Origin of the sequence: Arthrobacter sp. EPSL27, from assembly GCF_001512305.1 — a bacterium.
Classification (GTDB): domain Bacteria; phylum Actinomycetota; class Actinomycetes; order Actinomycetales; family Micrococcaceae; genus Arthrobacter.
The window spans coordinates 661,707-684,574 of the sequence record NZ_LNUT01000004.1; the positions used below are offsets into that span (position 1 = coordinate 661,707).

A 22,868-nucleotide genomic window follows, 5' to 3' on the forward strand; every position below is an offset into this window, starting at 1 on the left:
CCGCGAACTGCCAACTCGGCGCCTTGGCCGCGTTACAGGCCCAGCGCCTCGCGGACGTCCGCCAGGACGCTGTCCAGTGCGGCGCGGGCCTCGGCCCGGGCCTCCGGCAGTTCGGCGGCGGATCCGACGCAGCGGATGACCTCCAGGTAGCACTTGAGCTTGGGCTCCGTCCCGCTGGGACGGATGATGATGCGGCTGCCGTCCTTCGTGAGGTACAGCAGCCCGTCGGTGGGCGGCAGCTGGGCGCTGCCTTCGGCGAGGTCCGTGACGGTCTCGACGGCGGACCCGCCAAAGGACTCCGGCGGGCTGACCCGCAGCCGGTTCATCATGGCGTCCAGCAGGCCCAGGTCCGCGACCCGGATGCTCAGCTGGTCGCTCGCATGCAGGCCGTGCACCAGGTACAGCTCATCCAGCGTGTCGAAAATCGTTTTGCCCTCGGCTTTCGCAGCCGCCGCGCATTCCGCGATCAGCACCGCCGCGGAGATCCCGTCCTTGTCCCGGACCAGGGAGGGCGCCACGCAGTAGCCCAGCGCCTCCTCGTAGCCGTAGAGCAGCCCGGGCACGCGCGCAATCCACTTGAAGCCGGTGAGGGTTTCCTCATGCGCGTAGCCTGCCGCCGCGGCGATCCGCGCGAGCAGCCGCGAGGACACGATCGAGTTCGCGAACACCCCTGGCGTGGCTTCGGAGCTGTTGCCGCCGGCCGCCGCCAGCCGGGACACGACGTGGGCGCCCAGCAGGGCGCCCACCTCGTCGCCGCGCAGCATGCGCCAGGCGCCGGTGTCCGGATCCTTCGCGGCAACCGCGGCGCGGTCAGCGTCGGGATCGTTGGCGATCACAATGTCGGCGTCTTCGCGGAGGGCGGTTTCGAGGGCCAGGTCCAAGGCGCCGGGCTCTTCCGGATTCGGGAAGTTCACCGTGGGGAAGTCGGGGTCCGGGGCGGCCTGCTCGCTCACCAGGGTGACGTCCGCGAAGCCGGCCGCGTGCAGCACTGCCACCGCGGTCTCGCCGCCCACGCCGTGCATGGGGGTCAGGACGATCTTGAGGTCGCGGGCAGGGAACTGCTCCCGCTCCGCCAGGGCGGCGACGGCGGCCTCGTAGTCAGCCGCGATGGACGGATCCAGGATGGTCCACCCGTCCGCGGCCAGCGGAATGGAATCCAGCGTGCCCACCCGGTCGATCTCGGCGGCGATCAGCGCGTCGTACGGCGCGACGATCTGCGCCCCGCGTCCGCTTTCCTCCACGGCGTGCCGGCCCAGGTAGACCTTGTAACCGTTGTCCTGCGGCGGGTTGTGGCTGGCGGTGACCATCACGCCGCCATCGCAGTCCAGCGCCCGCACGGCGTAGGCGAGCAGCGGCGTGGGCAGGGCCGAAGGCATCAGGAACGTCTCGACGCCGGCGGCGGTGAGGATCGCGGCGGTCTCTTCGGCGAAGATGTCCGAGTTGTGGCGGGCGTCGTAGCCGACGACGGCGCGCGGCCGGGTCCCCGGAGCGGCCTGCCCGACGGCGCCGGTCAGGAATGCCGTGAAACCGGCGGCGGCGCGGCGCACCACCACGCGGTTCATCCGGTTGGGGCCGGCGCCGAGGGCTGCCCGCAGCCCTGCGGTGCCGAACTGCAGGGTGCCGCTGAAGCTGTCGGCGAGTTCCTGCCGGGCGGCGGCGGTGCCGTCCCCGGCGAGCGTGACCAGCTCGGTCAGAGCGGCGGCGGTGGTGGGATCCGGGTCCTGCGCGGCCCAGCTCCGGGCGTCGTCCAGCAGGCGGGCAAGTTCGGCATCAGAAGACGTCATAGGAACCAAACTAGCGCCAATCGCGGCGGATGCCTCTTTTGACAAGCCTTTTCGGCCCCAGTGGTGTGCCTCACAAATCGGTTCCGGCGGTGTTGGCGCCAGACCCTTGACAGCCATTTTTCCGGACACGTAGCGTCTGGAATATGAGGATGGGGCGTGGGGTGGAGTGGGCCGTGCACAGCTGCGTCAACATGGCGTGGACGCCGGCCGGAGAAGCGGTCAACAGCGCCCGGCTGGCGGAGTACTACAAGCTTCCCGGCGCCTATCTGAACAAACAGCTTCAGGCGCTGGTCCGTGCCGGGATTCTCGGCTCGGTCTCGGGCCCGCGCGGGGGTTTCCACCTCGCGCGCCGGCCCGAGAACGTCACCGTCCTGGACATCGTGCTGGCCCTGGAAGGCCCGGACCCGGTGTTCCGCTGCGACGGCATCCTGGCGAACGTCCCGGAGGCGGACACGGAGCAGAACTTCGTCCGGAGCTGCCTGATCGCCCAGACCATGCGCCAGGCGGAACTCGCCTGGCGGCAGGCCCTGGCCCGGCAGACCATCGCCGGGATCGCGGATTCGATGGAGCGCCGGTTCCCGGAGGACCGGGAGAAGGCCGTGCGCTACCTCATCCCGGGAAGCTGACGCCTGAGGTTTTCGCTTAGAGCTCCGCTCAGGGCGCCTCTCAGAGCTTGGCGATGATTTCCGCGAGCAGTTTGGAGATGCGCGGTCCCGCGGCCTGGCCGGCTTCGAGGACTTCCTCGTGGCTCAGCGGCACGGGGCTGATGCCGGCGGCGAGGTTGGTCACCAGCGAGATGCCGAAGACCTCCATGCCCGCGTGGCGGCCCGCGATGGCCTCGAGGGCCGTGGACATGCCCACCAGGTCGGCGCCGATCCGCTTGGCGTACTGCACCTCGGCAGGGGTTTCGTAGTGCGGGCCGGTGAACTGGGCGTAGACGCCCTCGTCCAGGGAGGGGTCCACCTCGCGGGCCAGGCCCCGGATCCGTGCGGAGTAGAGGTCGGTGAGGTCCACGAAGGTGGCACCCTCGAGCGGCGAGGTGGCGGTGAGGTTGATGTGGTCGCTGATCAGCACGGGGGTGCCGGGCGTCCAGTCCTCGTTGAGGCCGCCGCAGCCGTTGGTCAGGACCAGGGTCTTGCAGCCGGCGGCAGCGGCGGTGCGTACGCCGTGGACCACCGCGCGGACCCCCTTGCCCTCGTAGTAGTGGGTGCGGGCGCCCAGGACGAGGGCGCGCTTGCCCTCGGTGGTCAGCACGGAGCGGATGGTGCCGACATGCCCCACCACAGAGGGGGAGGAGAAGCCGGGGACCTCGTCAGCGGAGAGGGTGGCAGTGGTCTCGCCGATCAGCTCGGCGGCGTCGCCCCAGCCTGAGCCGAGCACCAGGGCCACGTCGTGCGCGTCCACACCCGTCTCTTCTGCGATGTAGTCGGCGGCGGCGCGGGCGGCGTCGAAGGGGTCCGTGTTCAGGAATTCTGTTGTACTCACCGGTACAAGTTATCCTGCCGGCGGCGTGCTGCCCAGCATCGCACGGCGTCCGGTTCTGCGTTCTGCCGGGTGTGATGCAGGCCCGGATTCTTGGTGGTGCCGGTCCGGATGGTGGACAATGGCTGATTGTGACTACGCATCCCGATTTCAGCTCACCCCGCATCGCAATCCTCGGCGGAGGGCCTGGCGGTTACGAAGCCGCCATGGTCGCCGCCTCACTCGGCGCGAAGGTCACCATCATTGAACGCGCCGGCCTGGGCGGCTCCGCGGTGCTGACCGACGTCGTGCCGTCCAAGACCCTGATTGCGACGGCGGATCTGATGACCCGCGTCGGCGAGGCCGGGGAACTCGGCGTCAAGTTCGACCTCGACGGCGGCGACTGCACCCCGACGATGCGCGCGGACCTCAAGCACATCAACGACCGCCTGCTGCGGCTGGCCCGGCAGCAGTCCGCCGACATCCAGAAGGGCCTGGAGAACCAGGACGTCCGGATCATGCTCGGCTCCGGCAAGCTGCTGGACAACCACACCATCGAGGTCCTCACCGCCGAGGGCACCGAGATCATCGAGGCGGACGCGATCCTCCTCGCGGTCGGCGCCCACCCGCGCGAACTGCCCACCGCCCGCCCGGACGGCCACCGGATCCTGAACTGGGCGCAGATCTACAACCTGGACGAACTGCCCGAAGACCTGATCGTCGTGGGCTCCGGCGTGACCGGCGCCGAGTTCGCCTCCGCCTACAACGGCCTCGGTTCCAAGGTCACCCTGATTTCCAGCCGCGACCGCGTGCTGCCCGGCTCCGACACCGACGCCGCCGAAGTGCTGGAGGGCGTCTTCGAACGCCGCGGCGTGAAGGTCCTGTCCCGGGCCCGCGCCGAGACCGTGGAGCGCACCGCGGACGGCGTGACCGTCACCTTGGGCGACGGCTCCAAGGTCGCCGGCAGCCACTGCCTGGTGGCCGTCGGCTCCATCCCCAACACCGCCGGGATCGGCCTCGAGGAAGCCGGCGTCGCGCTGACCGAGAGCGGCCACGTCAAGGTCGACGGCGTCTCCCGCACCACCGCGCCGAACATCTACGCCGCCGGGGACTGCACCGGGGTGCTGGCGCTCGCGTCCGTCGCGGCGATGCAGGGCCGGACCGCGATTGCGCACTTCCTCGGCGACAGCGTCACCCCGCTCAAGCTGCACCAGGTCGCGTCCAACATCTTCACCTCGCCGGAAATCGCGAACGTGGGTGTGTCCGAGGCGGAGATCGACTCCGGCAAGTACCAGGCCGACGTCGTGAAGCTTTCGTTGCGCAGCAATGCCCGCGCCAAGATGCGCAACCACAAGGACGGCTTCATCAAGATTTTCGCCCGGAAGGGCTCCGGCACCGTGATCGGCGGTGTGGTGGTGGGCCCGAACGCCTCCGAGCTGATCTTTGCGATTTCCCTCGCGGTGGCGCAGAAACTGCACGTCGACGACGTCGCCAGCACCTTCACGGTGTACCCCTCGCTCAGCGGCTCCATCTCCGAAGCCGCCCGGCGCCTCCACGTCCACATGTAGTCCGAAGGATGATGCCATGCGGAGTCCCCAAGCCCTGATCGACGCCGTCGAGCGGGCGGGTGAACCGCCAGCCGGGGCCGGGGAGCGGTTCGTCGGGTACGGCGTGACTGGCGTTCCGTTCAGCTCCGGCTACGTTCTGGCTCTGCGGCGGTTCGCCTCGTCGTCGATCGGGCCGGGGTACACCTCAGTCTGGATCCGTAACCCCGCCGGCGCGTGGTCAATGCACGGCACTGCGGCCCCCGGGCTCTCCTGCCCCCGGTATTTCGGCACCGCACTGGAGTCGGCATCGGTGTCCGGCATTTCCATCGCGTGGAGCGGGGGCCACAATTTAACGGTCGACGTCGACGGCGGGGCTGTTCTGCACTGGGAGCTCACGCTGCGTCCCACGAAAGTCACCCGGCTCATGTCGGCGGTGTCCGGCGCGGCACCGGAGCGGCTCTGGCGGAACCGCCATTTCCTGAGTGCCATGGGTGCCGTCGCCGGCCCGTTCCTGGGGGCCGGACACATTGGGCTGACGGGCCGGGTCCCCAACGGCCAGATTTTCGCCGTCCACCCCCGGTGGATGTGGATCGTCGATGGCAGCCGGGCCGTGCTGGGAGGACAAGATCTGGGAAAGCCGTCAGCCCTGCCGGTCCAGGAAAAGCTGGGCGATTTCTGGATCCCCCAGCGGGGCATCCTGATGGCCGGAACGGTGGCGTTCGAACCGGGGAAATGAGCCGCATCGCACCGGGATTCCTTCAGCTGGCATTGGGGGTGCCCACCGGGCCCTTCGGCCGTAGAGCGCCTCAGACAGCGGGGAACACACTGGAATATGGCCAACATCTACATTGCGTACGGCACCGTCGAAGGGCAGACGGCCCAGATCGCGGAATACATCGCGGAACTGATCCGCGCGCACGGGCACATGGCCGAGGCCGCGGATATCAAGCGGTCCGGGGATGCCCTTCCGGACGGCTACGACGCCGTGATCGTTGCGGCGTCCGTGCATATGGGCAAGCACGAGGGGCACGTCACGGACTTCGTGAAGAAGAACCGTGCCGAGCTTGAGCGGCTGCCGTCCGCGCTGGTCTCGGTGAGCCTGGCCGCGCACGGGGACGCCGAGAGCGCCGAGGGCTACGTGGAGAAGTTCGAGGCGGAAACGGGGTGGCGGCCGGCCCATGTGGGGTTGTTCGCCGGCGCCCTGCTGTACACCCACTACGGCTTCATCAAAAAGCACGTCATGAAGAAGATCGCCAGCGACAAAGGCTCCCTCGACACTGACACCACCCGGGACTACGTCTACACCGAATGGGACGGCGTCCAGCGGTTCACTGAGGAATTCCTGGTGCGCCTTGCCGCTCGGCGGGGCAGCGCGTAGGGCTCAGGAGTACGCGTACGGCGGGACAGTGTCGCCGGGTGCGAGAGGGGTGAACCAGTGCTCGAAGCCGAGCCCGCCGTCGTCGCCGCCGGGACCGGGAGTGTCCGAGAACAGCGTTCCACTGTCGGCGTCCTCCAGCAGGAGTTCCTCGACCTGTGTCCGCCAGCCGTCCGGGAGGTCCAGTTCGTAGATGTCCTCGGTGATCTCCGCCTGGTCGAGCAGGCAGCGGACGGCAAGTTCGGCGGCCAGGCTGCCGGGAGCGGTCCAGCCCCGGACCAGGGACGCCGTGACGTCGGCTGCCACCACAATGAACTTCTGGGTGAATTTGGCGTCGTATCCGGCCGCGAACTGCGGCGGCAGCGAGGACAGCACCGAGGTCCCGGCGACATCGGACGCGGTGACCTCGTCCAGTCCGTTCAGCGTGCCCAGGTCACGGAAGAGCTGGTCCAGGAGGATGCTAGAGGAGTTCCACAGGAGGCCGGCCAGGAGCCGGGCCTGGGTGACGGCCTTCCGGCGTTCCTCCGGCGGAACGGCGGACATCTCGGCCAGGTCTTCGGGCTCGAACTGGAGCCGCTGCTCCGGGGTCATGTCATCCGGGTGCGGGTCGAGACCCAGGAGTTCGAGGCTCAACCCGGTCAGCTTGTCGGCGTCGGCCAGCAGTTCTTCGGTGATGTCGTCGTCGTCGGCGCTCATGGGCCCGATGCTACCCGCCATCGGCGCCGGGCCCGATTCCTGTGACGCACAGATGTCCGCCTGTCCTTTACGCCGCAGCCGCCCGCTGGTGCCCCGGGGTGGTGCTTCCGCCTGCCATCCGGGCGGAGACCAGGTAACTGATGCCGGCGATCAGCGGAACCACGCTCGCCGCGGCGAGGGATGCGACCGGTCCCGACCTGCCGATGACAGTGATCAGCAGCGGCAGCGCGCCCAGGGCTACCAGCAGCCACCCGGCCAGGGCAGCCCGCTTCAGGCCCAGGACGGCAGCCGGGAACGACAGCGCAATCACACTGACGGCGATGACGGGCCCGTTGTCACTGATGAAGCTGCGCAGGGCCGCGGGATCGAACGCGAGCCAGATGCAGGCGGCGATAAAGGCAGAGGAGAGGGCCAGCAGCAGGGGAGCGGTGGCGGCCGGCCAGAACCAGGCCGCGGCGGCGAGGATCAGCATCGGCAGCACCCATGCGAGGGTAATCAGCAGCCCGTTGGTTCCGCCGGGATCCTGGAGCGCGTAGCCGGCGATAAAGATGCCCGCGAGGACCGTGAACACACCCATGACGGACGCGCCGGTGCGCTGCAGCGCGGCGGCCCGGTGCCGTGGATCCTTCTCCCGGGTCAGAAACACGACGACGGCGACCACCAGGATCGCGCTGACGGCAAGGATGACCGGAATGTTCATGGGGTGCCTCCTGCGGACGAATGGAGCCTCAGCCCATTGCACCCCCGGCCGGCGGCCGTGCCAAGGGGAGAAAGGCCCGCTTCATGCGGCCCGCCGGAGGCAGGGGCCCGGGGCCGGATGCACCGGAATCCGGCCCCAGGCCTCTACCTCCGGCGTGTCGGATGTGAAATAGTGTCGCCATGTGGATCGTCGTGCTATTGGCCATCGCGCTGGTGGTCCTGTTATGGAAATTCATCCTGGTTGCCTTCGTCCTTTGGGTCGGTGTGCGCGTGATGCGGGCCCTCCTGACAACGACGGCGGCACATGCGGCGCCGGACCGCCGTCGTGCATCCAGGCCCGTCCCGTCCCGGCCCGTGTCCAGATCCGTCCAGGTACGGCCCGCTCCCCAGCCCGTCCGGGCACGGCCGGCGCCTGCCCGTGATCTCCCCGCGCCCGACTACCTGCCGCGGTGGACTCCCGGCCGCAGGCTGGACGCCGGCCGCGAGCATGCGCAGTGGCAGAAGGAGTTCGACCTCGCGGCGTACTTCAGTGACACCCCCATACGCCGCGGGACTGCCAGGGAATAACACGGCCGTCCAGGTGTCCGGCTGAGTGCCGCTGCACCGGGTCAATGGCCCGGTCCGGTGATGATCTTCTTGCGTTCGGACTCGTGCGCGCCGCCCTTCTTCGCCAGCGTGGTGCACGCCTCTTCGATGTCCCGGGCGAGCGTGTCGACGTGCTCGCGGCTCATCGTCTGCTTGACCAGGGCCCGCATGATGGTCACATCCTGGGCATTCGGGGGCAGGGTGTAGGCCGGCACCATCCAGCCGCGCTCAGCCGAGAGCTGCCAGGCGATATCGAACTCGTCGTAGCCGACGTCGGCGGCAAGCCGGAACGCGACCAGGGGAAGTTGTTCCTCGTCGGCGCCGATAATCTCGAACCGGCCCATGGCGTCCAGCTTCTCCGCCAGGACGCGGGCGTTGGTCTGCATGTTTTTCATGATGTAGGCGTAACCGGCCCGGCCGTAGCGCACGAAGTTGTAGTACTGGGCGAGCACCATCGACGAGCCGGTAGAGAAGTTCAGGGTAAAGGTCGAGTCGGTCTTGCCGAGGTAGTTCTCCTCAAAGACCAGGTCCTTGGCCAGATCGGCCTTCTCCCGGAAGATCAGCCAGCCGATGCCGGGGTAGACCAGGCCGAACTTGTGCCCGGAGACGTTGATCGAGCGGACCTGCTCAAGCCGGAAGTCCCACTTCGAGTCCGGGTAGAGGAAGGGCCACACAAACCCCCCGCTGGCCCCGTCCACATGCAACGGCACATCAAGGCCCTGCTCCCGCTTGATCCGCAGCAGCAGGTCGTTGATGCCCACGATGTCGTCCTTGTGCCCGGTGAACGTCGTCCCCAGCACGGCGGCGACTCCGATGGTGTTCTCGTCGACCTGGGGCTGCACGTCGTCCGGGCCGATCGTGTACTTTCCCGGCTGCAGGGGCACGATCCGCGGCTCGACGTCGAAGTAGCGACAGAACTTCTCCCACACAACGTGCACGTCTCCGCCGAACACCAGGTTAGGGCTCGACGTCGACGCTCCCGCCGCCTCCCGGCGCTTCCGCCAGTTCCACTTCAGGGACAGGCCGCCGAGCATGATTGCCTCGGATGATCCCTGGGTCCGGGCTCCCGTCGTCTCGCCGGGCGCGTGGAAGAGGTCAGCGAGCATCCGGATGCAGCGCTGCTCGATCTCCGCCGTGCGGGGATACTCGGCATGGTCGATGAAATTGCGGTGCAGGTTGGCGGCGATAATCTGTTGGGCCTGCGGCTCCATCCACGTCGTGACGAAGGTCGCCAGGTTCCGGGCCGGATCCCCCTCCAGCGCCAGGTCCTCCGCCACCAGACGCAAAGCGTCCTGGGCAGGAATGCCGGTCTCCGGGAACTCCCGGCTCGGAACCTCCTGGGTCACGAATCGGTTGCCGAACAGCGCCACGTCGGCATCCGCCGGCTGGAAATTTGCTGACATCACTTCTCCTTCAGAGAGGGTCGAACAGGAATTACTGACGGGCGCCCCGGTCTGCGGGGACCGGGGTTTCGGTGGATTCCGGGCGCAGCATCAGAATCGCGCCGGTGAGGAAGCACAGTGCTCCCACGAGGGTGCCGAGATTGGACAGCTCGGCGTTTAAGAGGTCGCCGCTCGACGGTATGACGAAGGCCGCGACGGCCGAGATGCCGAACGCCACCGAGCCGGCCACGTTGATCACCCCGATCTTCCACACCCGGGGCCGGGGTTGCCCGGCAACGGCGCTGCGGCCCGCAATCTGTAGCGCCACACCGCTGGAGACGAGGAAGGCGATGGAGCCTAGAGCGTCGGGCCTCCACACCCGCTGCTCGGTCAGCGCCACGCTGAGATTGGTCAGCAGCGCATTGGCCGTACTCCAGTTGAACCACAGCGTGCCGGCAAGTTGGATCGCGCCAGCTAGCCAGACTGGTTTCCGCGGGGCCCATGACCACACTGACCGGCGTCGTGTGGCACCCACGGCCGGGAGCGCGTCAACGGCTTCGCGGTACTGCAGGAATGCCGCGCAGGTGAAGAACAGCGAACCGACGAAGAAGGTGGCTCCACACCAGTGCAATCCCACGGCCTCGGCGTAAAACGGCACCGCGCCCAGGGCGAACAGGCTTGAGCCAATGATGAACAACCAGGCGATCCACCGGTCCCGTCGGGTCAGACGGCCCGTGCTCACGTGGCCCTCCGGGGAGGCTGGTGTTGGACCGTGCCGGCGTCGTCGGACGCCACGGCCGCCCCCGGACCCGGGACCGGCAGCGCATTGGTGATCACGAAGGCCACGGCCACCGCCACCACCACCTGGGGCGTGACGGCCACACCGTCCACTCCCAGCAGGAGCGTGGCCAGCAGCGTCGACGTCAACGGCAGCCGCAGCATGGCCGCACACATGGCCCCCATGCCCATCCCGATTCCGGCCGCGAGATCCATGCCGGGCAACCCGCTGGCTGCGATGCCGAGCGCCGCGCCGATGAACATCGACGGGAACACCGGCCCGCCTCGGAATGCGCTCAGCGAGAGGCTGTAGACCACGGTCTTGCAGAAAATCAGCACGACCAGCACGGCAAGCGGGTAGCCTGCGGCGTGCTCCACCAGTTCCGGAAGTGCGTCCTGCCCGGAGAACAGCACCTGCGTGAAGCTGTGGCCGGTGATCAGCTGGTATGCCATTGCGGTCAGGCCGATCAGCAAACCGAGCGCGGAGGTCACCAGCAGGCGGTTCAGATGCACCACCGGACGAAGCGACAGCGCGGCCCGGCGGATCACCCAGCCCAGGAGCGCGCCGACCGCACCCATGACCACCGCCCAGCCGAGCGAGGCCACGGTGGGCGGCTCCGCCGGCGGCACCACCGGCAGTGCCAGCGAGAAGCTGCCCAGCCCGGTCCAGCTGTCCAGGCCGACGAACACCAGCGCCCCGACGCCGGATGCCAGCAGTCCGGGCAGGGCCACCAGGCTCATCGTCCTGCCGGCGATCCCGGCGGCTTCCATGATCAGGAATGCGCCGAGCACGGGCGACCCCAGCAGGGTGCTGATCGCTGCGAAGCTGCCGGCCGACGCCATGACGGTCAGCGCCATGGGCGGAGCGTCCTTCTTCACCAGGTGCACCGCCAGCGCCCCGAGGCCGCCGCCGATCGCGATCAGCGGACCCTCCGGCCCCAGCACCGCACCCAGGCTGAGCGTGGCCAGCGCGGCGAGAACAATGCCGGGGAGTTCCCGGCCGCGGGGCGGCCCGCCGCCGGCGGCGAACCCGAAAGCAGGGGAGTGGCCCCCGGTGCCCGGCAGGTACCGGATGGTCAGCGCCGTCAACAGCCCGCACAGGACCAGCCACGGTACCGGCCACCACGCGGGTGCCGGACCCCCAAAGACCTGCTCCGGCAGCCCGGCGAAGACGAACCGCTGCACCGCTGCAACCAGGGCGAGGAATCCGTACGCGAGGATCGAGACGGGAACGCCCAGGGCCGCCGCCAGCAGAAGAGCCGCGATATACGGCCTGGAACGCATCACAGCAACCGGGTCCATAGCGGGCTGCGGTGCGGCGGGCGCGCTCATCACCGGCAACCCGGCAGGCCCGTGAGCATTCCGGTCACTTTTCCGTGGTCACAGTGGAGCATCCCGTCCCCTTCCGCTGGCCGTTGCTGGACGGCGGGAACCTTCGTGGGGTCTCGCCAGCCGGAGGGCTGGTCAATCACGTGATCCCCAAACTAACGGTCGACGGCGGGACAGGCATCACCCGATGCGGGTGAAAGGGAACCGGGGCGCCGCCCGGTCAACCCCGTTACCGGGTGGGGTTGCCGGGAGGCGGGAATTATTTCCGGGACTGTCAGCCCGCGCTGCCCTCAGGCCACGGCCGCCTGAAAGTGGGCCTCGATGAGTCCTTTGATGTCGTTGTGGCAGCCACCGCAGCCCGTCCCTGCGCGGGTGGTGCCCGAGACCTCGGCCACCGTGCCGCAGCCTGCGGACACCGCGGCGGCGATTGTGGTTCCGCTGACCCCGGCGCACCGGCACACGGTGCGCTCCGGGTCGGCAGCACCGGCCACGGACGCCTGGTCCGGGCCGTCGAGGCGCAACAGCAGCGAGCGGTCCGCCGGAAGCTCGGCGCCGCGTTCGAAGAGCTGCACCAGCTCGGCCGCGGTGCGGGGCATGCCCACCACCACGAGGCCTTCCAGCACACCGGCCCGGGTGGTCATCTTGACGTAGCGGCCGTGTTCCGGATCAGCCCATTGGGCAATCTGCAGCCGGGCACGGCCGTTCACGGCCCCGGCCGTCAGCGCCTCCTCGTCCCAGGGGTCGGCGCGGACTTCCCCCGCCACCGCCATGTTCATGCCGCGGGCCTTCAGCACAATGACGCCCGGAAGCTCCGGGGCCAGGGGAGGAAGCGAGCCGGCGCCGGGGGATCCGGCGGCCAGCAGCGTCAGGTATTCGGCGAGCCATTCGGCCTGCCGCCAGCCCGGGCCCACCAGCCCTGACGGGCCGCGCGCGGTGCGGCACTCGATGCAGTCCGGATCGGGACAGCGGACCTCGGCGCAGTCGCCGATCGCGAAGATGTGGGGCTCGTGGTGTGCCCGCAGTTTGTGGTCCACCAGGATCCCGGCTCCGGTGGAGAGCCCGCAGCCTTCAGCGAGCTCGGTCCGCGGCCGGACGCCGCAGGACAGCACCAGCAGGTCGCCGTCGATCGCGGAGCCGTCGTCGAGCAGCAGCGCCGAGAAGCCGCCGCCGGGGGCGTTGTGTTCGACGCCGGTGGACCGGGCGTTGCCGGCCACCCGCACGCCGCAGTTCCGCAGGGATGCGGCGAGCACGGCGCCGCCGCCCCGGTCGATGTTGCGGCCCAGCGGATGCGGGCCGTTGTGCACCACCGTCACGGTGGCGCCCTCCTCGGCCGCGGCCAGGGCCGTTTCCAGGCCCAGCACGCCGCCGCCGAGCACCACCACGCGCTTGCCCCCGGCCACGGCCGCCTGCAGCGCCGCAGCGTCGCGCAGGTCCCGGAGCGCCGTCACGCCGGCCGGTAGCACCGGGGCGGCCGGGTCCGGGTTGAGGCCCGTGAGGTTGGGGATTACCGGGCGCGATCCGGTGGCGAAGACCAGCCGGTCGTAGCCCGGGGACGTGCCGTCGCTGAGGACCACCTGCTGCCGGGCCCGGTCCACGCGGCGGACGCGGACGCCCAGCCGCACGTCGACGCCGTCGGCAATCAGTGCGGCCGCGTCGGACAGCGCCAGGGCCGCTGCCGTGGTCCGGCCGACGCCGAGGTCCGCCACCAGCACCCGGTTGTAGGCGGCCTCGGCCTCCTCGCCGACCACGCTCAGGTGCGCGAGGCCGCTGCGGACCGCCGGCAGCAGCTCATCGACCAGCCGCGCGGCCACCGGACCGAAGCCCACAACAACAATGCGCTCAGTCATAACGCACCTTCCTTCTGCAGTTCGTTGGCGCGGGGTTCGGCAGCCGCGGGCCGGACCCAGACGTGGCTTGTCTTGAATTCCGGCATCCCGGAGATCGGATCCGTGGCCGCCTCGGTCAGCCGGTTGGCGCTCTCCAGTTCGGGGAAATGGAACGGCAGGAACACCGTTTCGGGCCGGATGTCCGTGCTCAGCTCCGCACGGCAGGACACCTCACCGCGGCTGTTGGAGATCGAGACGAGGTCTCCCTCGGCGATGCCCTGCGCAGCGGCCGCTGCGGGATGGATCTGCAGCCGTGCCCCGGGCCGGGCCGCGGCGAGGGCGGCCACCCGGCGGGTCTGCGCACCGGACTGGTAGTGCTCCATCAGACGCCCGGTGATCAGGGTCATCGGAGTGCCAGCGGGGTCCGCGGCGGAAGCGGCGGACCCGGTGCCGGGCCCCGACGACGGAGTACGACGGCGGGGCGTCACCGGGGTGAACACGGCCCGGCCGTCCGCGTGGGCGAACGCGTCCAGGAACAGCCGCGGCGTTCCGGTGCTGCCGGCGGGGTAGGGCCAGTAGGCTGCCTCGCCGCGGTCCAGCATGGCGTAGTCGATGCCGGAGTAGTCGGCCAGGCCGCCGGCGGAGGCGAGCCGGATCTCCTCGAAGACGGACTCCGGGTCTTCGCTGAACGTCGAGGGGGCGTCCAGGGCTTCGGCCAGCCGGGCCATGATCCACAGCTCGGTGCGCACCCCGGGCGGGGGAGCGAGGGCCCGGCGGCGGCGCAGCACCCTGCCCTCCAGGTTGGTCAGGGTGCCTTCCTCCTCGGCCCACTGGGTGACCGGCAGGACCAGGTCTGCCTCGGCGGCGGTCTCGGAGAGGAAGAAATCGCAGACCACCAGGAAGTCCAGGCTCCGCAGGCCGGCGATCACGGCGTTGGCGTCCGGCGCGGACACCGCCACATTGGCGCCGTGCACAAAGAGGCAGCGGACGCCGTCGGGCTGTCCCAGCGACTTCAGGAGCTGCACGGCGGGCAGCCCGGGGCCCGGGATCAGGGTTTCCGGCACGCCCCAGACGGCGGCCATGTGGGCGCGGGCGGCGGGGTCTGTGATTTTGCGGTAGCCGGGAAGCTGGTCCGCTTTCTGCCCGTGTTCGCGGCCGCCCTGGCCGTTGCCCTGGCCGGTGAGGGTGCCGTAGCCGCTGCGGGCGGAGCCGGGCAGGCCGAGCAGGAGGGCCAGGTTGATGGCGGCGGTGGCGGTGTCCGTGCCGTCGACGTGCTGTTCCACGCCGCGGCCGGTGAGGATGTAGCTGCCGCCGCGCCGGGATCCGTCGGCGAGCCGGCGGGCCGTCTCGCGGATCAGCCCGGCCGGGACGCCGGTGATGGACTGCACGCGCTCGGGCCAGTAGGAGGCCACGCTGCGGGCCACCGCCTCGTAGCCGGTGGTGCGGGCGGCGGTGTAGCCGGCGTCGGCCAGGCCCTCATGGATCACCGCGTGCGAGATGCCCAGCAGGAGGGCGAGGTCTGTGCCCGGCAGCGGCGCAAGGTGCAGGCCGCCGCCGTCGTCCGTGAAAGCCGCGGTGGCGGAGCGCCGGGGGTCCACCACGATCAGCCCGCCGGCGTCGCGGGCGCCCTGGAGGTGCTGGACGAAGGGCGGCATGGTTTCGGCGACGTTGGAGCCAAGCATCAGGATGGTGCTGGCGGAGTCGAGGTCCTCCACCGGGAACGGCAGGCCGCGGTCGACGCCGAACGCGCGCATCCCGGCGGCGGCGGCCGAGGACATGCAGAACCGGCCGTTGTAGTCGATCCGTGAGGTGCCGAGGGCCAGCCGGGCGAATTTGCCCAGCTGGTAGGCCTTCTCATTGGTGAGTCCGCCGCCGCCGAAGACTCCGATCGCGTCCGCGCCGTGGCGGGCGCGGGTGGTCTTGACGGCGGCGGTGATCAGCGCCAGGGCCTCGTCCCAGCCCACCGGACGGTGGACGCCGTCGGCGCCCCTGCGCAGCGGCTCGGTGACGCGTCCGGGGTGCTGCAGGAGCGACGCCGAGGTCCAGCCCTTGCGGCACAGGCCGCCGCGGTTGGTGGGGAAGTCCCGGCCGGCCACGTCCGGGGGAGCGGCCGGCGCGGGGGTGAGCGTCATGGCGCACTGCAGGGCGCAGTAGGGGCAGTGCGTGGCGGCGCCGTTGGTCATGTTAGACGTGTCCCATCGCGTTCCGGTTGGCGTTGCGGATGTAGAAGAACCAGCAGACGGCGAGCATCAGGACATAGGCGCCGACGAAACCGTAGAACGCCGGGGTGTACGAGCCGCTGGTGGTGTTGGAGGCGTTGAGCACCTGCGGGATAACGAAGCCTCCGTAGGCGCCGATGGCCGAGATCAGGCCCAGGGCCGAGGAGGCGAGGCGCTGGGTGGTGACGGTGCCGGCGCCGGACTTTGCCGCGCGGCTGGAGGTGGCGAAAATGATGGGGATCATCCGGTAGGTTGCGCCGTTCCCGAAGCCGCTGGCGGTGAAGAGCAGCAGGAACAGGCCCAGGAACATCCAGAAGTTCTTCAGCGGCAGTGTCCAGACCATGGCCAGGGTGATCACTGCCATCGATGCGAATGCGGCGACCGTCATCCGGGCGCCGCCCATGCGGTCGGCCATGCGTCCGCCGTAGGGACGGGCCAGCGACCCCACCAGCGGGCCCAGGAACGCGAGGGAGAGGGCCACCGTGCCGACCCCGATCGAGGAGAACGCCGGGAAGTAGTCCTTGATGAGCTTGGGGAACACACCGGCGAAGCCGATGAACGAACCGAAGGTGCCGATGTACAGCAGCGCCATGATCCACAGGTGCGGTTCCTTCAGCGCGGCGAGCGAGCCGGCGACGTCGCCCTTGGCGCTGGTGAGGTTGTCCATGTACTTCCACGCGCCGAACGCGGCGAGCAGGATCAGCGGGACCCACATCAGGCCGGCGACGGGCAGGTTGACGGTGCCGGCGGCCAGGAGCGTGATGGCCACCGGGACGGCGAGCTGCGCGACGGCGGCACCCAGGTTCCCGCCGGCGGCGTTGAGGCCCAGCGCCCAGCCCTTTTCGCGGGCGGGGTAGAAGAAGGTGATGTTGGCCATGGAGCTGGCGAAGTTGCCGCCGCCGAACCCGGCCAGGGCTGCGACCAGGAGCATGGTGCCGAACGGCGTTTCCGGGTTGGAGACGCACAACGCCAGCCCGATCGAGGGAATGAGCAGCAGCAGTGCCGAGACGATGGTCCAGTTGCGGCCGCCGAAGCGGGGGACCATAAAGGTGTAGGGGATCCGGAGGGTGGCCCCCACCAGGCTGGGCATGGAGATCAGCCAGAAGATTTCCGAGGTGGTGAAGGTGAAGCCGGCCGCGGGGAGCTGGACCACCACGATCGACCACAGCTGCCACACCACAAAGCCCAGGAACTCGGCGAAGATGGACCAGTTCAGGTTGCGGCGGGCGATGGCCCGGCCCTGGGATTCCCACTGTTCCTTGTTCTCCGCATCCCAGTTCGCGATCCAGCGGCCGGGGCGGTGTTCGAGGGCGGGCCCGCCGAGGGCGGTGCCGGCACGGGCGGCGGGGGAAATTCCGGGGGAAATGCCGGTCGGGGCATCTGCGGTGCGTTCAGCAGTCACGGGGACCTCCTTGGGGATGTTGTCCTTTCACGGTAGGGACGCCGCGTTTCCGGGACCGTCGCTGTTTGTTAACGTGCTGTGACGTTTGCCTATCGGCGCGTTTGTGACGGGGTGAGGGGATGTTGGGGGCATAGTGTGATGACCACCACGTGAGACGAATCAACCTGTCCAAATAGTGGAACATTTGTCCATTGACTGGACGCCCGGAACTAATATGTAAACATACGTATCCTCCGCCGGGCGGCTTCGAGCAGCACCAGTCCGGTCTTCAATGAAAGCGCTACTACATGTCATCCACTGCTACATCCACGGAGCATGGGTCCGCCAAACAGGTGAACTCGCGCGGCCGCGTCATCGTCGCCAGCCTGGTCGGCACCACCGTTGAGTTCTACGACTTCTACGTGTACGCCACCGCCGCTGTGCTCGTCTTCCCCCGCCTGTTCTTCCCCGGGCAGAACGAAACCACCCAGCTGCTGAGCTCCTTCGCGGTGTTTGGTGTCGCCTTCATCGCCCGCCCGCTCGGGTCCATCGTCTTTGGTCACTTCGGTGACAAGTTCGGCCGCAAGGGCACCCTGGTGGCGTCGCTGCTGACCATGGGCATTGCCACCTTCCTCATCGGCTGCCTCCCGACGGCGCTCGTGCCGGGCTGGGAATTCTGGGCGCCGGCCCTGCTGGTTGTGATGCGCTTCGCCCAGGGCCTGGCCCTCGGCGGCGAGTGGAGCGGTGCCGCACTGCTGGCCACCGAGAATGCCCCGGCGGACAAGCGCGCCATCTACGGCACGTTCCCGCAGCTGGGTGCCCCGATCGGCTTCATCATCGCCAACGTGATCTTCCTGGTCTTCAGCTACGCACTCTCCCCGGAAGCGTTTATGGAGTGGGGCTGGCGTGTGCCGTTCCTGCTCAGCGCCGTGATGGTCATCATCGGCCTCTACGTCCGCCTCAAGCTGATCGAGACCCCGGCCTTCACCAAGGTCATCGAATCCAAAGAGGTGGCCAAGCTGCCCCTGGCCCGGGTCTTCAAGACCAGCTGGCGCCAGCTGATCCTGGGCACGTTCATCATGCTCGCCACGTACGTCCTCTTCTACCTGATGACCACGTTCACCCTGACCTACGGCACCCGCGCGTCCAGCCTGGACGCCGCCAAGGCTGCAGCGGAGAAGGCCGGCAAGCCGATGACCGAGGCGGCCGCAGCCGCGTTTGTTCCCGGCCTGGGCTACTCCCGCAACGACTTCCTCTGGATGCTGATTGCCGGCGTCGTGTTCTTCGGCATCTTCACCCTGGTCTCCGGCCCGCTGGCCGAGAAGTACGGCCGCCGCAAAATGCTGATCGCCGTGACCTTCGGCATCTTCGCGTTCGGCCTGCTGTTCGTTCCGCTGTTCAGCGCAGGCTTCGTGGGCACCATGGCCCTGCTGATCATCGGCTTCTCCCTGATGGGGCTGACCTTCGGGCCCATGGGGGCGCTGCTGCCGGAGCTCTTCCCGACGAACGTCCGGTACACCGGCTCCGCCATCAGCTACAACTTCTCGTCCATCCTGGGCGCAGCGGTGGCCCCGTTCATCGCCGTCTGGCTCTGGGAGATGGCGAAGGGCAGCCCCGTGCTGGTGGGTGTCTACCTCGCGGTCATGTCCGTGCTGACGCTGATCGCACTCTTCGTCAGCAAGGAAACCCGCGATCTGGACTACACCAACAACGTAGCCTGACGCCCGTTCCCGGTCCGGGCTGACGCTCCTGCCCGGTTACTGATGGAATTGCCCGGTGTGTTCGCTGAACACGCCGGGCATTTCCGTGTCCGGGGCCGGTGCGGGAAAAGTAACCGGGCAGGAACGCTCCGCCCGGTCAGGGCAGGTCAGGTCAGGTCAGGGCAGGCCCGGGGTTGGTGCATCCAGCGCGGCTAGGCGGCGTAGCGCTCCACAAAGTTCCGCAGGATCTTCATCGGTTCCGTCGCGGAGAATCCCCGGGCGTCCTCCATCAGCATCTCGGCGGCCTCGGGCGGGAAGTAGCCGGCGTGGCGGTAGATGTCGATCCGGGTCACCAGGCCCTGTGCATCGAGTTCGGGATGGAACTGCGTGGCGTACAGGTTGGTCTTGATCCGGAACATGTGCACCGGGCAGGTTGCGGAACTGGCCAGGAGCACCGCGTGGGAGGGCAGGAGCGTGCAGGCTTCCTTGTGGCCGGTGAAGGCTGTGAAAGTCTCCGGCAACCCCCGCAGCAGCGGATCCGCCAGCCCTTCCTCCGTCAGCTTGATGGCGACGCCGCCGAGGCCCTCCCCGTAGGTCCGGTCGATCACAGCGCCCTGGTGCCGGCCCAGCGTGCCCACCCCATAGCAGGCGCCGAGGAAGGGGAAGTCCGCAGGCACGATCCGGTCCAGCAGGGCCGCGAGCTCATGCTCCACCCGGTGCTGGACGTCGCTTTTTTGCCCGGCGGGATCGCTGGATGTAAACGGGCTCCCGCCCACAATCACGCCCGAGTAGTCGGCGAGGTCCAGCCGCGGAAGAGGCCCGGCCTCCATCCGGATGCGCTCCAACTGCGAGGGCTCCAGCCCGCCGTAACGCAGGTAGGCCTCGTATTCGTCCTCGGCAGCAGCGTCCTCTGCCCGGGAGGCAAGGAGCAGAAATGGCTTCACAGACCAAGTCTGCACGGGCGGGACGCGGGGGCGCCAGAGGCGCGCCCGCGTCCCGCCGGGCGGTCAGCTATTCGGTGGCCGCGTCTTCGATGAGGGCAATGATGGCACCGGCGGAGACGGTTTCTCCGGCCGCCGCGGCCAGCCCGATCACAATGCCGCTGCGGTGGGCGGTGAGCGGTTGTTCCATCTTCATGGCCTCGAGCACCACCACCAGGTCGCCTTCGGCAACGGTGTCACCCTCGCCCACGGCCACCTTGACGATGGTGCCCTGCATGGGCGAGGTCAGGGCGTTGCCGCTGGCCGCAGCAGCAGCGCCGCCGCGGGAGCGCTTTTTGGCTTTGGCCGGCTTGGCCGCGGCCGGGCCGGCCCCCGTGCCCAGCGACGCCGGGAGGACGACCTCAAGGCGTTTGCCGCCGACCTCGACGACGACGCGCTGGCGTTCGCCGGCGTCGGGCGTTTCCACATCGGTGCCGGTGGGGGTCCAGGCGGGGATGTCATTGACGAATGCCGTCTCGATCCAGCGGGTGTGGACCTTGAACGGGCCCTCGGCGGGAGCGAAGTCAGGGTTGCCCACGACGGCGAGGTCGAACGGGATGACGGTGGGGATGCCCTCGACCACCATCTCCTCGAGCGCCCGCCGGGAACGCTGCAGGGCCTGCGCGCGGGTGGCGCCGGTGACGATTAGCTTGGAGAGCATCGAGTCGAAGTTGCCGCTGATGACGTCGCCCTCCTCCACGCCGGAGTCGATCCGGACGCCCGGGCCGGTGGGGTTCTTCAGCCGGGTGATGGTGCCCGGGGCGGGCATGAAGTTCCGGCCCGGGTCCTCGCCGGTGATGCGGAACTCGATCGAGTGGCCGCGGACTTCAGGGTCGCCGTAGCCGAGTTCCTCGCCGCGGGCCAGCCGGAACTGCTCGCGGACCAGGTCGATCCCGGTGACCTCTTCGGAGACGCAGTGCTCCACCTGGAGGCGGGTGTTGACCTCGAGGAAGGAGATGGTGCCGTCCTGGCCGACGAGGAATTCGCAAGTGCCGGCGCCGAGGTAGCCGGCTTCCCTGAGGATGGCCTTCGAGGACTCGTAGAGCCGCCGGTTCTGCTCCTCGGTGAGGAACGGGGCCGGGGCCTCTTCGACAAGTTTCTGGTTGCGGCGCTGCAGCGAGCAGTCGCGGGTGGAAACCACCACCACGTTGCCGTGGGCGTCGGCGAGGCACTGGGTCTCCACGTGGCGAGGGGCGTCCAGGAAGCGTTCGATGAAGCACTCGCCCCGGCCGAAGGCCGCTACGGCCTCGCGGACGGCGGATTCGAACAGTTCGGGGATTTCCTCGCGGGTGCGGGCTACTTTGATGCCGCGCCCGCCGCCGCCGAAGGCTGCTTTGATGGCCACCGGAAGGCCGAACTTGTCCACGAACTCGAGGATTTCCTCGGCGGATTCCACGGGGTCGGCGGTGCCGGGAACCTGCGGCGCGCCGACCTTTTCGGCGATGTGGCGGGCCTGGACCTTGTCGCCGAGGGCGGAGATCGCGGCAGGGGAGGGGCCGATCCAGGTGATGCCGGCGTCGATCACCTTCGCGGCGAATTCGGCGTTCTCGGCCAGGAACCCGTAGCCGGGGTGGATGGCATCGGCGCCGGAGCGGCGGGCCACTTCGATCAGCTTGTCCATCACGAGGTAGGACTCGGCAGCGGTGTTGCCGCCCAGAGCGTACGCCTCGTCGGCGAGCTTGACGTGCAGGGCGTCGCGGTCCGGGTCTGCGTAGACCGCCACGGAGGCGATGCCTTCGTCGCGTGCGGCGCGGATGATGCGCACCGCGATTTCACCACGGTTGGCGACCAGCACCTTGCTCAGGGAATGGCTGCCCGGCGCGGCTGCGGCGGTGCCTTCCTGGGCGGATCGCTGCAGGGGATTTGCGGACTGCTCCGTATTTGCTGACAAGGCGTCTCCTTCTTTCCTTCAGGGAGCCTAGCGCGGTTTTGGAGGTTCCGCCGATATTACTTGCGGATTCCGCGCGTAAAGCGCCCAACCTTTGTAGGGTTTCCACAAGGTGCTGCGAAATAGCTCACTCAGCCCGGAGAAGTGCGGGATCCGCGGCGCCGGTGGTCCACAGATCGGTGATGCCCACTTGGGCCTGCCCCAGGAGCCCGCGCAGGGTGGAAATGGACAGCCCGACGACGGCGTGCGGGTCGCCGTCGACCTTGCGGATGAACGCGCCGCCGTAGCCGTCGATGGTGAAGGAGCCGGCGCACTGCAGGGGCTCGCCGGTGGCGATGTAAGCCTCGATTTCTTCCGGGTCCATCTCCATGAAGTGGACTTCCGCTGAGGTGACGTGGCCCAGGGTGGCGCCGGAGCCGGTTGCCCCAGGCTCGTCGGAATCCTCGGTGTCGCGGCAGTCCACCAGCCAGTGTCCGGTGTGCAGCACACCCTTGCTGCCGCTCATCCGGAGCATGCGCTCCCTGGCGACGTCCGCTGTGTACGGCTTGCCGTGCGCCTCGCCGTCGAACTCGAAGACAGAATCGCAGCCGATCACCAGCGCGCCGTCGGCCTCGGGCAGGGAGGCGACGGCCTCTGCCTTGGCCCGGGCCAGGAGCAGGGCGGTGTCGTGCGGGTCGGTGACGCCGTAGCGGGCCTGGACGGCGTCCTCGTCCACATCGGAGACAAGGACCTCGTGCCGGATGCCGGCGTCGGTGAGCAGCTTGGTGCGGGCGGGGGACTGGGAGGCAAGAATGAGGCGGGTCACGGCTCCAGCCTAGTTGCCGGGGCTGGATGCTGCCGTGCTTTTTTGTCGGAGGTCGCTGGCAGGGTGGGTGCATGGATGAGAGCCAGGGGTTCAACCGGGGACCACGTCAGGGAACAAGCAAGGGGCCAGCCCAAGAAACGGGAAGCGCGTTCCGTGGCCTGATCGCGATGTGCGGTGCCGCGCTTGACCAGGTGCCCGAGCCCACCAGCGCAGCAGGCTTCCTTGAGACTCTCCGCCGGCTGGACGTGCTCAGCGCAGCGATGGCTGATGTCAAGACCCGGTTGGAAGTGGAGCTGATTCTTTGCCGTGCGCCGCTATTGACGTCCGGTACGGGGACCTCGCCCATGGCCGCAGAGGCTGCTGACCGACTTCGGCTGGCCATCAAAAATGTCATAGCTCTCGGGGAGACTTGAACCATGAACGGTACGGAGTCA

20 protein-coding genes are annotated in these 22,868 nt (G+C 68.9%); 7 read left to right on the forward strand and 13 right to left on the reverse strand.

The annotated features are described in order from the left end of the window. Window positions 1-32: 32 nt before the first annotated feature. Window positions 33-1,784, reverse strand: a complete 1,752-nt coding sequence (locus tag AR539_RS07690; protein ID WP_066434399.1) for a phospho-sugar mutase — start codon at window positions 1,782-1,784, stop codon at window positions 33-35. Between the two features lie 143 nt (window positions 1,785-1,927). On the opposite strand from AR539_RS07690, the gene AR539_RS07695 reads away from it, so the two are divergent. Next, a complete protein-coding gene (locus AR539_RS07695; RefSeq protein ID WP_066434403.1) occupies window positions 1,928-2,410 on the forward strand; it encodes an RrF2 family transcriptional regulator in 483 nt (160 codons plus the stop codon). A gap of 40 nt (window positions 2,411-2,450) precedes the next feature. On the opposite strand, the gene AR539_RS07700 is transcribed toward AR539_RS07695, so the two are convergent. Beyond that, complete coding sequence (locus AR539_RS07700; RefSeq protein ID WP_066434405.1) at window positions 2,451-3,269, reverse strand: purine-nucleoside phosphorylase; 819 nt, start codon at window positions 3,267-3,269, stop codon at window positions 2,451-2,453. Window positions 3,270-3,397: 128 nt separating this feature from the next. On the opposite strand from AR539_RS07700, the gene AR539_RS07705 reads away from it, so the two are divergent. The 3 genes from AR539_RS07705 to AR539_RS07715 all read left to right on the forward strand — a co-directional run bounded on the left by AR539_RS07705 (window position 3,398) and on the right by AR539_RS07715 (window position 6,170). Then, on the forward strand, window positions 3,398-4,813 hold the full coding sequence (locus AR539_RS07705; protein ID WP_066434407.1) for an NAD(P)H-quinone dehydrogenase: 1,416 nt from the start codon (window positions 3,398-3,400) through the stop codon (window positions 4,811-4,813). A gap of 16 nt (window positions 4,814-4,829) precedes the next feature. Continuing rightward, window positions 4,830-5,528: a hypothetical protein gene (locus AR539_RS07710; RefSeq protein WP_066434409.1), complete on the forward strand. Its 699-nt coding sequence runs from the start codon at window positions 4,830-4,832 to the stop codon at window positions 5,526-5,528. 96 nt (window positions 5,529-5,624) lie between these two features. Then, window positions 5,625-6,170 carry a flavodoxin domain-containing protein gene (locus AR539_RS07715; RefSeq protein WP_066434412.1) on the forward strand — a complete coding sequence of 182 codons (546 nt, stop codon included), beginning with the start codon at window positions 5,625-5,627 and terminating at the stop codon, window positions 6,168-6,170. A 3-nt stretch (window positions 6,171-6,173) separates the two neighbouring features. On the opposite strand, the gene AR539_RS07720 is transcribed toward AR539_RS07715, so the two are convergent. Both AR539_RS07720 and AR539_RS07725 read right to left on the reverse strand, forming a co-directional pair. Then, window positions 6,174-6,863, reverse strand: coding sequence for a hypothetical protein (locus AR539_RS07720; protein WP_066436290.1), 690 nt, complete (start codon window positions 6,861-6,863; stop codon window positions 6,174-6,176). Window positions 6,864-6,930: 67 nt separating this feature from the next. After that, the gene (locus tag AR539_RS07725) at window positions 6,931-7,563 is read right to left on the reverse strand and encodes a hypothetical protein (RefSeq protein WP_066434415.1); all 633 of its coding nucleotides are present in this window, start codon (window positions 7,561-7,563) and stop codon (window positions 6,931-6,933) included. 179 nt (window positions 7,564-7,742) lie between these two features. Between AR539_RS07725 and AR539_RS07730 the strand changes: the two genes are divergently transcribed. Continuing rightward, window positions 7,743-8,129: a hypothetical protein gene (locus tag AR539_RS07730; RefSeq protein ID WP_066434418.1), complete on the forward strand. Its 387-nt coding sequence runs from the start codon at window positions 7,743-7,745 to the stop codon at window positions 8,127-8,129. A 41-nt stretch (window positions 8,130-8,170) separates the two neighbouring features. On the opposite strand, the gene AR539_RS07735 is transcribed toward AR539_RS07730, so the two are convergent. From AR539_RS07735 to AR539_RS07760, 6 genes are all read right to left on the reverse strand, one after another. Next, window positions 8,171-9,550, reverse strand: a complete 1,380-nt coding sequence (locus AR539_RS07735) for a glutamate decarboxylase (protein WP_066434421.1) — start codon at window positions 9,548-9,550, stop codon at window positions 8,171-8,173. Between the two features lie 31 nt (window positions 9,551-9,581). Further along, window positions 9,582-10,226, reverse strand: a complete 645-nt coding sequence (locus AR539_RS07740) for a hypothetical protein (protein ID WP_231728527.1) — start codon at window positions 10,224-10,226, stop codon at window positions 9,582-9,584. 41 nt (window positions 10,227-10,267) lie between these two features. Continuing rightward, the gene (locus AR539_RS07745) at window positions 10,268-11,590 is read right to left on the reverse strand and encodes a chloride channel protein (protein ID WP_231728528.1); all 1,323 of its coding nucleotides are present in this window, start codon (window positions 11,588-11,590) and stop codon (window positions 10,268-10,270) included. Between the two features lie 335 nt (window positions 11,591-11,925). Continuing rightward, the gene (locus AR539_RS07750; RefSeq protein ID WP_066434426.1) at window positions 11,926-13,482 is read right to left on the reverse strand and encodes an FAD-dependent oxidoreductase; all 1,557 of its coding nucleotides are present in this window, start codon (window positions 13,480-13,482) and stop codon (window positions 11,926-11,928) included. Further along, the gene (locus AR539_RS07755) at window positions 13,479-15,644 is read right to left on the reverse strand and encodes a molybdopterin oxidoreductase family protein (RefSeq protein WP_066434428.1); all 2,166 of its coding nucleotides are present in this window, start codon (window positions 15,642-15,644) and stop codon (window positions 13,479-13,481) included. Before AR539_RS07755 ends, AR539_RS07750 begins: the two co-directional genes overlap by 4 nt. A gap of 1 nt (window position 15,645) precedes the next feature. Next, the gene (locus tag AR539_RS07760; RefSeq protein ID WP_066434430.1) at window positions 15,646-17,082 is read right to left on the reverse strand and encodes an MFS transporter; all 1,437 of its coding nucleotides are present in this window, start codon (window positions 17,080-17,082) and stop codon (window positions 15,646-15,648) included. A 287-nt stretch (window positions 17,083-17,369) separates the two neighbouring features. Between AR539_RS07760 and AR539_RS07765 the strand changes: the two genes are divergently transcribed. Next, entirely contained in the window at window positions 17,370-18,782 is a 1,413-nt protein-coding gene (locus AR539_RS07765) for an MFS transporter (protein WP_066434435.1), read from the forward strand. Window positions 18,783-18,973: 191 nt separating this feature from the next. Here the strand turns inward: AR539_RS07765 and AR539_RS07770 are convergent, their stop codons facing one another. The 3 genes from AR539_RS07770 to AR539_RS07780 all read right to left on the reverse strand — a co-directional run bounded on the left by AR539_RS07770 (window position 18,974) and on the right by AR539_RS07780 (window position 22,434). Next, window positions 18,974-19,705, reverse strand: coding sequence for a glutamine amidotransferase (locus tag AR539_RS07770; protein ID WP_066434437.1), 732 nt, complete (start codon window positions 19,703-19,705; stop codon window positions 18,974-18,976). Between the two features lie 67 nt (window positions 19,706-19,772). Beyond that, entirely contained in the window at window positions 19,773-21,599 is a 1,827-nt protein-coding gene (locus AR539_RS07775; RefSeq protein ID WP_066436300.1) for an acetyl/propionyl/methylcrotonyl-CoA carboxylase subunit alpha, read from the reverse strand. 157 nt (window positions 21,600-21,756) lie between these two features. Beyond that, window positions 21,757-22,434: a Maf family protein gene (locus AR539_RS07780; protein ID WP_066434443.1), complete on the reverse strand. Its 678-nt coding sequence runs from the start codon at window positions 22,432-22,434 to the stop codon at window positions 21,757-21,759. A 71-nt stretch (window positions 22,435-22,505) separates the two neighbouring features. Between AR539_RS07780 and AR539_RS07785 the strand changes: the two genes are divergently transcribed. Further along, a complete protein-coding gene (locus tag AR539_RS07785; protein WP_157360946.1) occupies window positions 22,506-22,847 on the forward strand; it encodes a hypothetical protein in 342 nt (113 codons plus the stop codon). Window positions 22,848-22,868: the final 21 nt, after the last annotated feature.

What these genes read in the sequence shown, in the direction of transcription:
- AR539_RS07690 (WP_066434399.1), bottom strand. Translation starts at nt 1,784, where the DNA reads ATGACGTCTTCTGATGCCGAACTTGCCCGCCTGCTGGACGACGCCCGG.
- AR539_RS07695 (WP_066434403.1), top strand. Translation starts at nt 1,928, where the DNA reads ATGAGGATGGGGCGTGGGGTGGAGTGGGCCGTGCACAGCTGCGTCAAC.
- AR539_RS07710 (WP_066434409.1), top strand. Translation starts at nt 4,830, where the DNA reads ATGCGGAGTCCCCAAGCCCTGATCGACGCCGTCGAGCGGGCGGGTGAA.
- AR539_RS07715 (WP_066434412.1), top strand. Translation starts at nt 5,625, where the DNA reads ATGGCCAACATCTACATTGCGTACGGCACCGTCGAAGGGCAGACGGCC.
- AR539_RS07720 (WP_066436290.1), bottom strand. Translation starts at nt 6,863, where the DNA reads ATGAGCGCCGACGACGACGACATCACCGAAGAACTGCTGGCCGACGCC.
- AR539_RS07725 (WP_066434415.1), bottom strand. Translation starts at nt 7,563, where the DNA reads ATGAACATTCCGGTCATCCTTGCCGTCAGCGCGATCCTGGTGGTCGCC.
- AR539_RS07730 (WP_066434418.1), top strand. Translation starts at nt 7,743, where the DNA reads ATGTGGATCGTCGTGCTATTGGCCATCGCGCTGGTGGTCCTGTTATGG.
- AR539_RS07735 (WP_066434421.1), bottom strand. Translation starts at nt 9,550, where the DNA reads ATGTCAGCAAATTTCCAGCCGGCGGATGCCGACGTGGCGCTGTTCGGC.
- AR539_RS07745 (WP_231728528.1), bottom strand. Translation starts at nt 11,590, where the DNA reads ATGCGTTCCAGGCCGTATATCGCGGCTCTTCTGCTGGCGGCGGCCCTG.
- AR539_RS07750 (WP_066434426.1), bottom strand. Translation starts at nt 13,482, where the DNA reads ATGACTGAGCGCATTGTTGTTGTGGGCTTCGGTCCGGTGGCCGCGCGG.
- AR539_RS07755 (WP_066434428.1), bottom strand. Translation starts at nt 15,644, where the DNA reads ATGACCAACGGCGCCGCCACGCACTGCCCCTACTGCGCCCTGCAGTGC.
- AR539_RS07765 (WP_066434435.1), top strand. Translation starts at nt 17,370, where the DNA reads ATGTCATCCACTGCTACATCCACGGAGCATGGGTCCGCCAAACAGGTG.
- AR539_RS07785 (WP_157360946.1), top strand. Translation starts at nt 22,506, where the DNA reads ATGGATGAGAGCCAGGGGTTCAACCGGGGACCACGTCAGGGAACAAGC.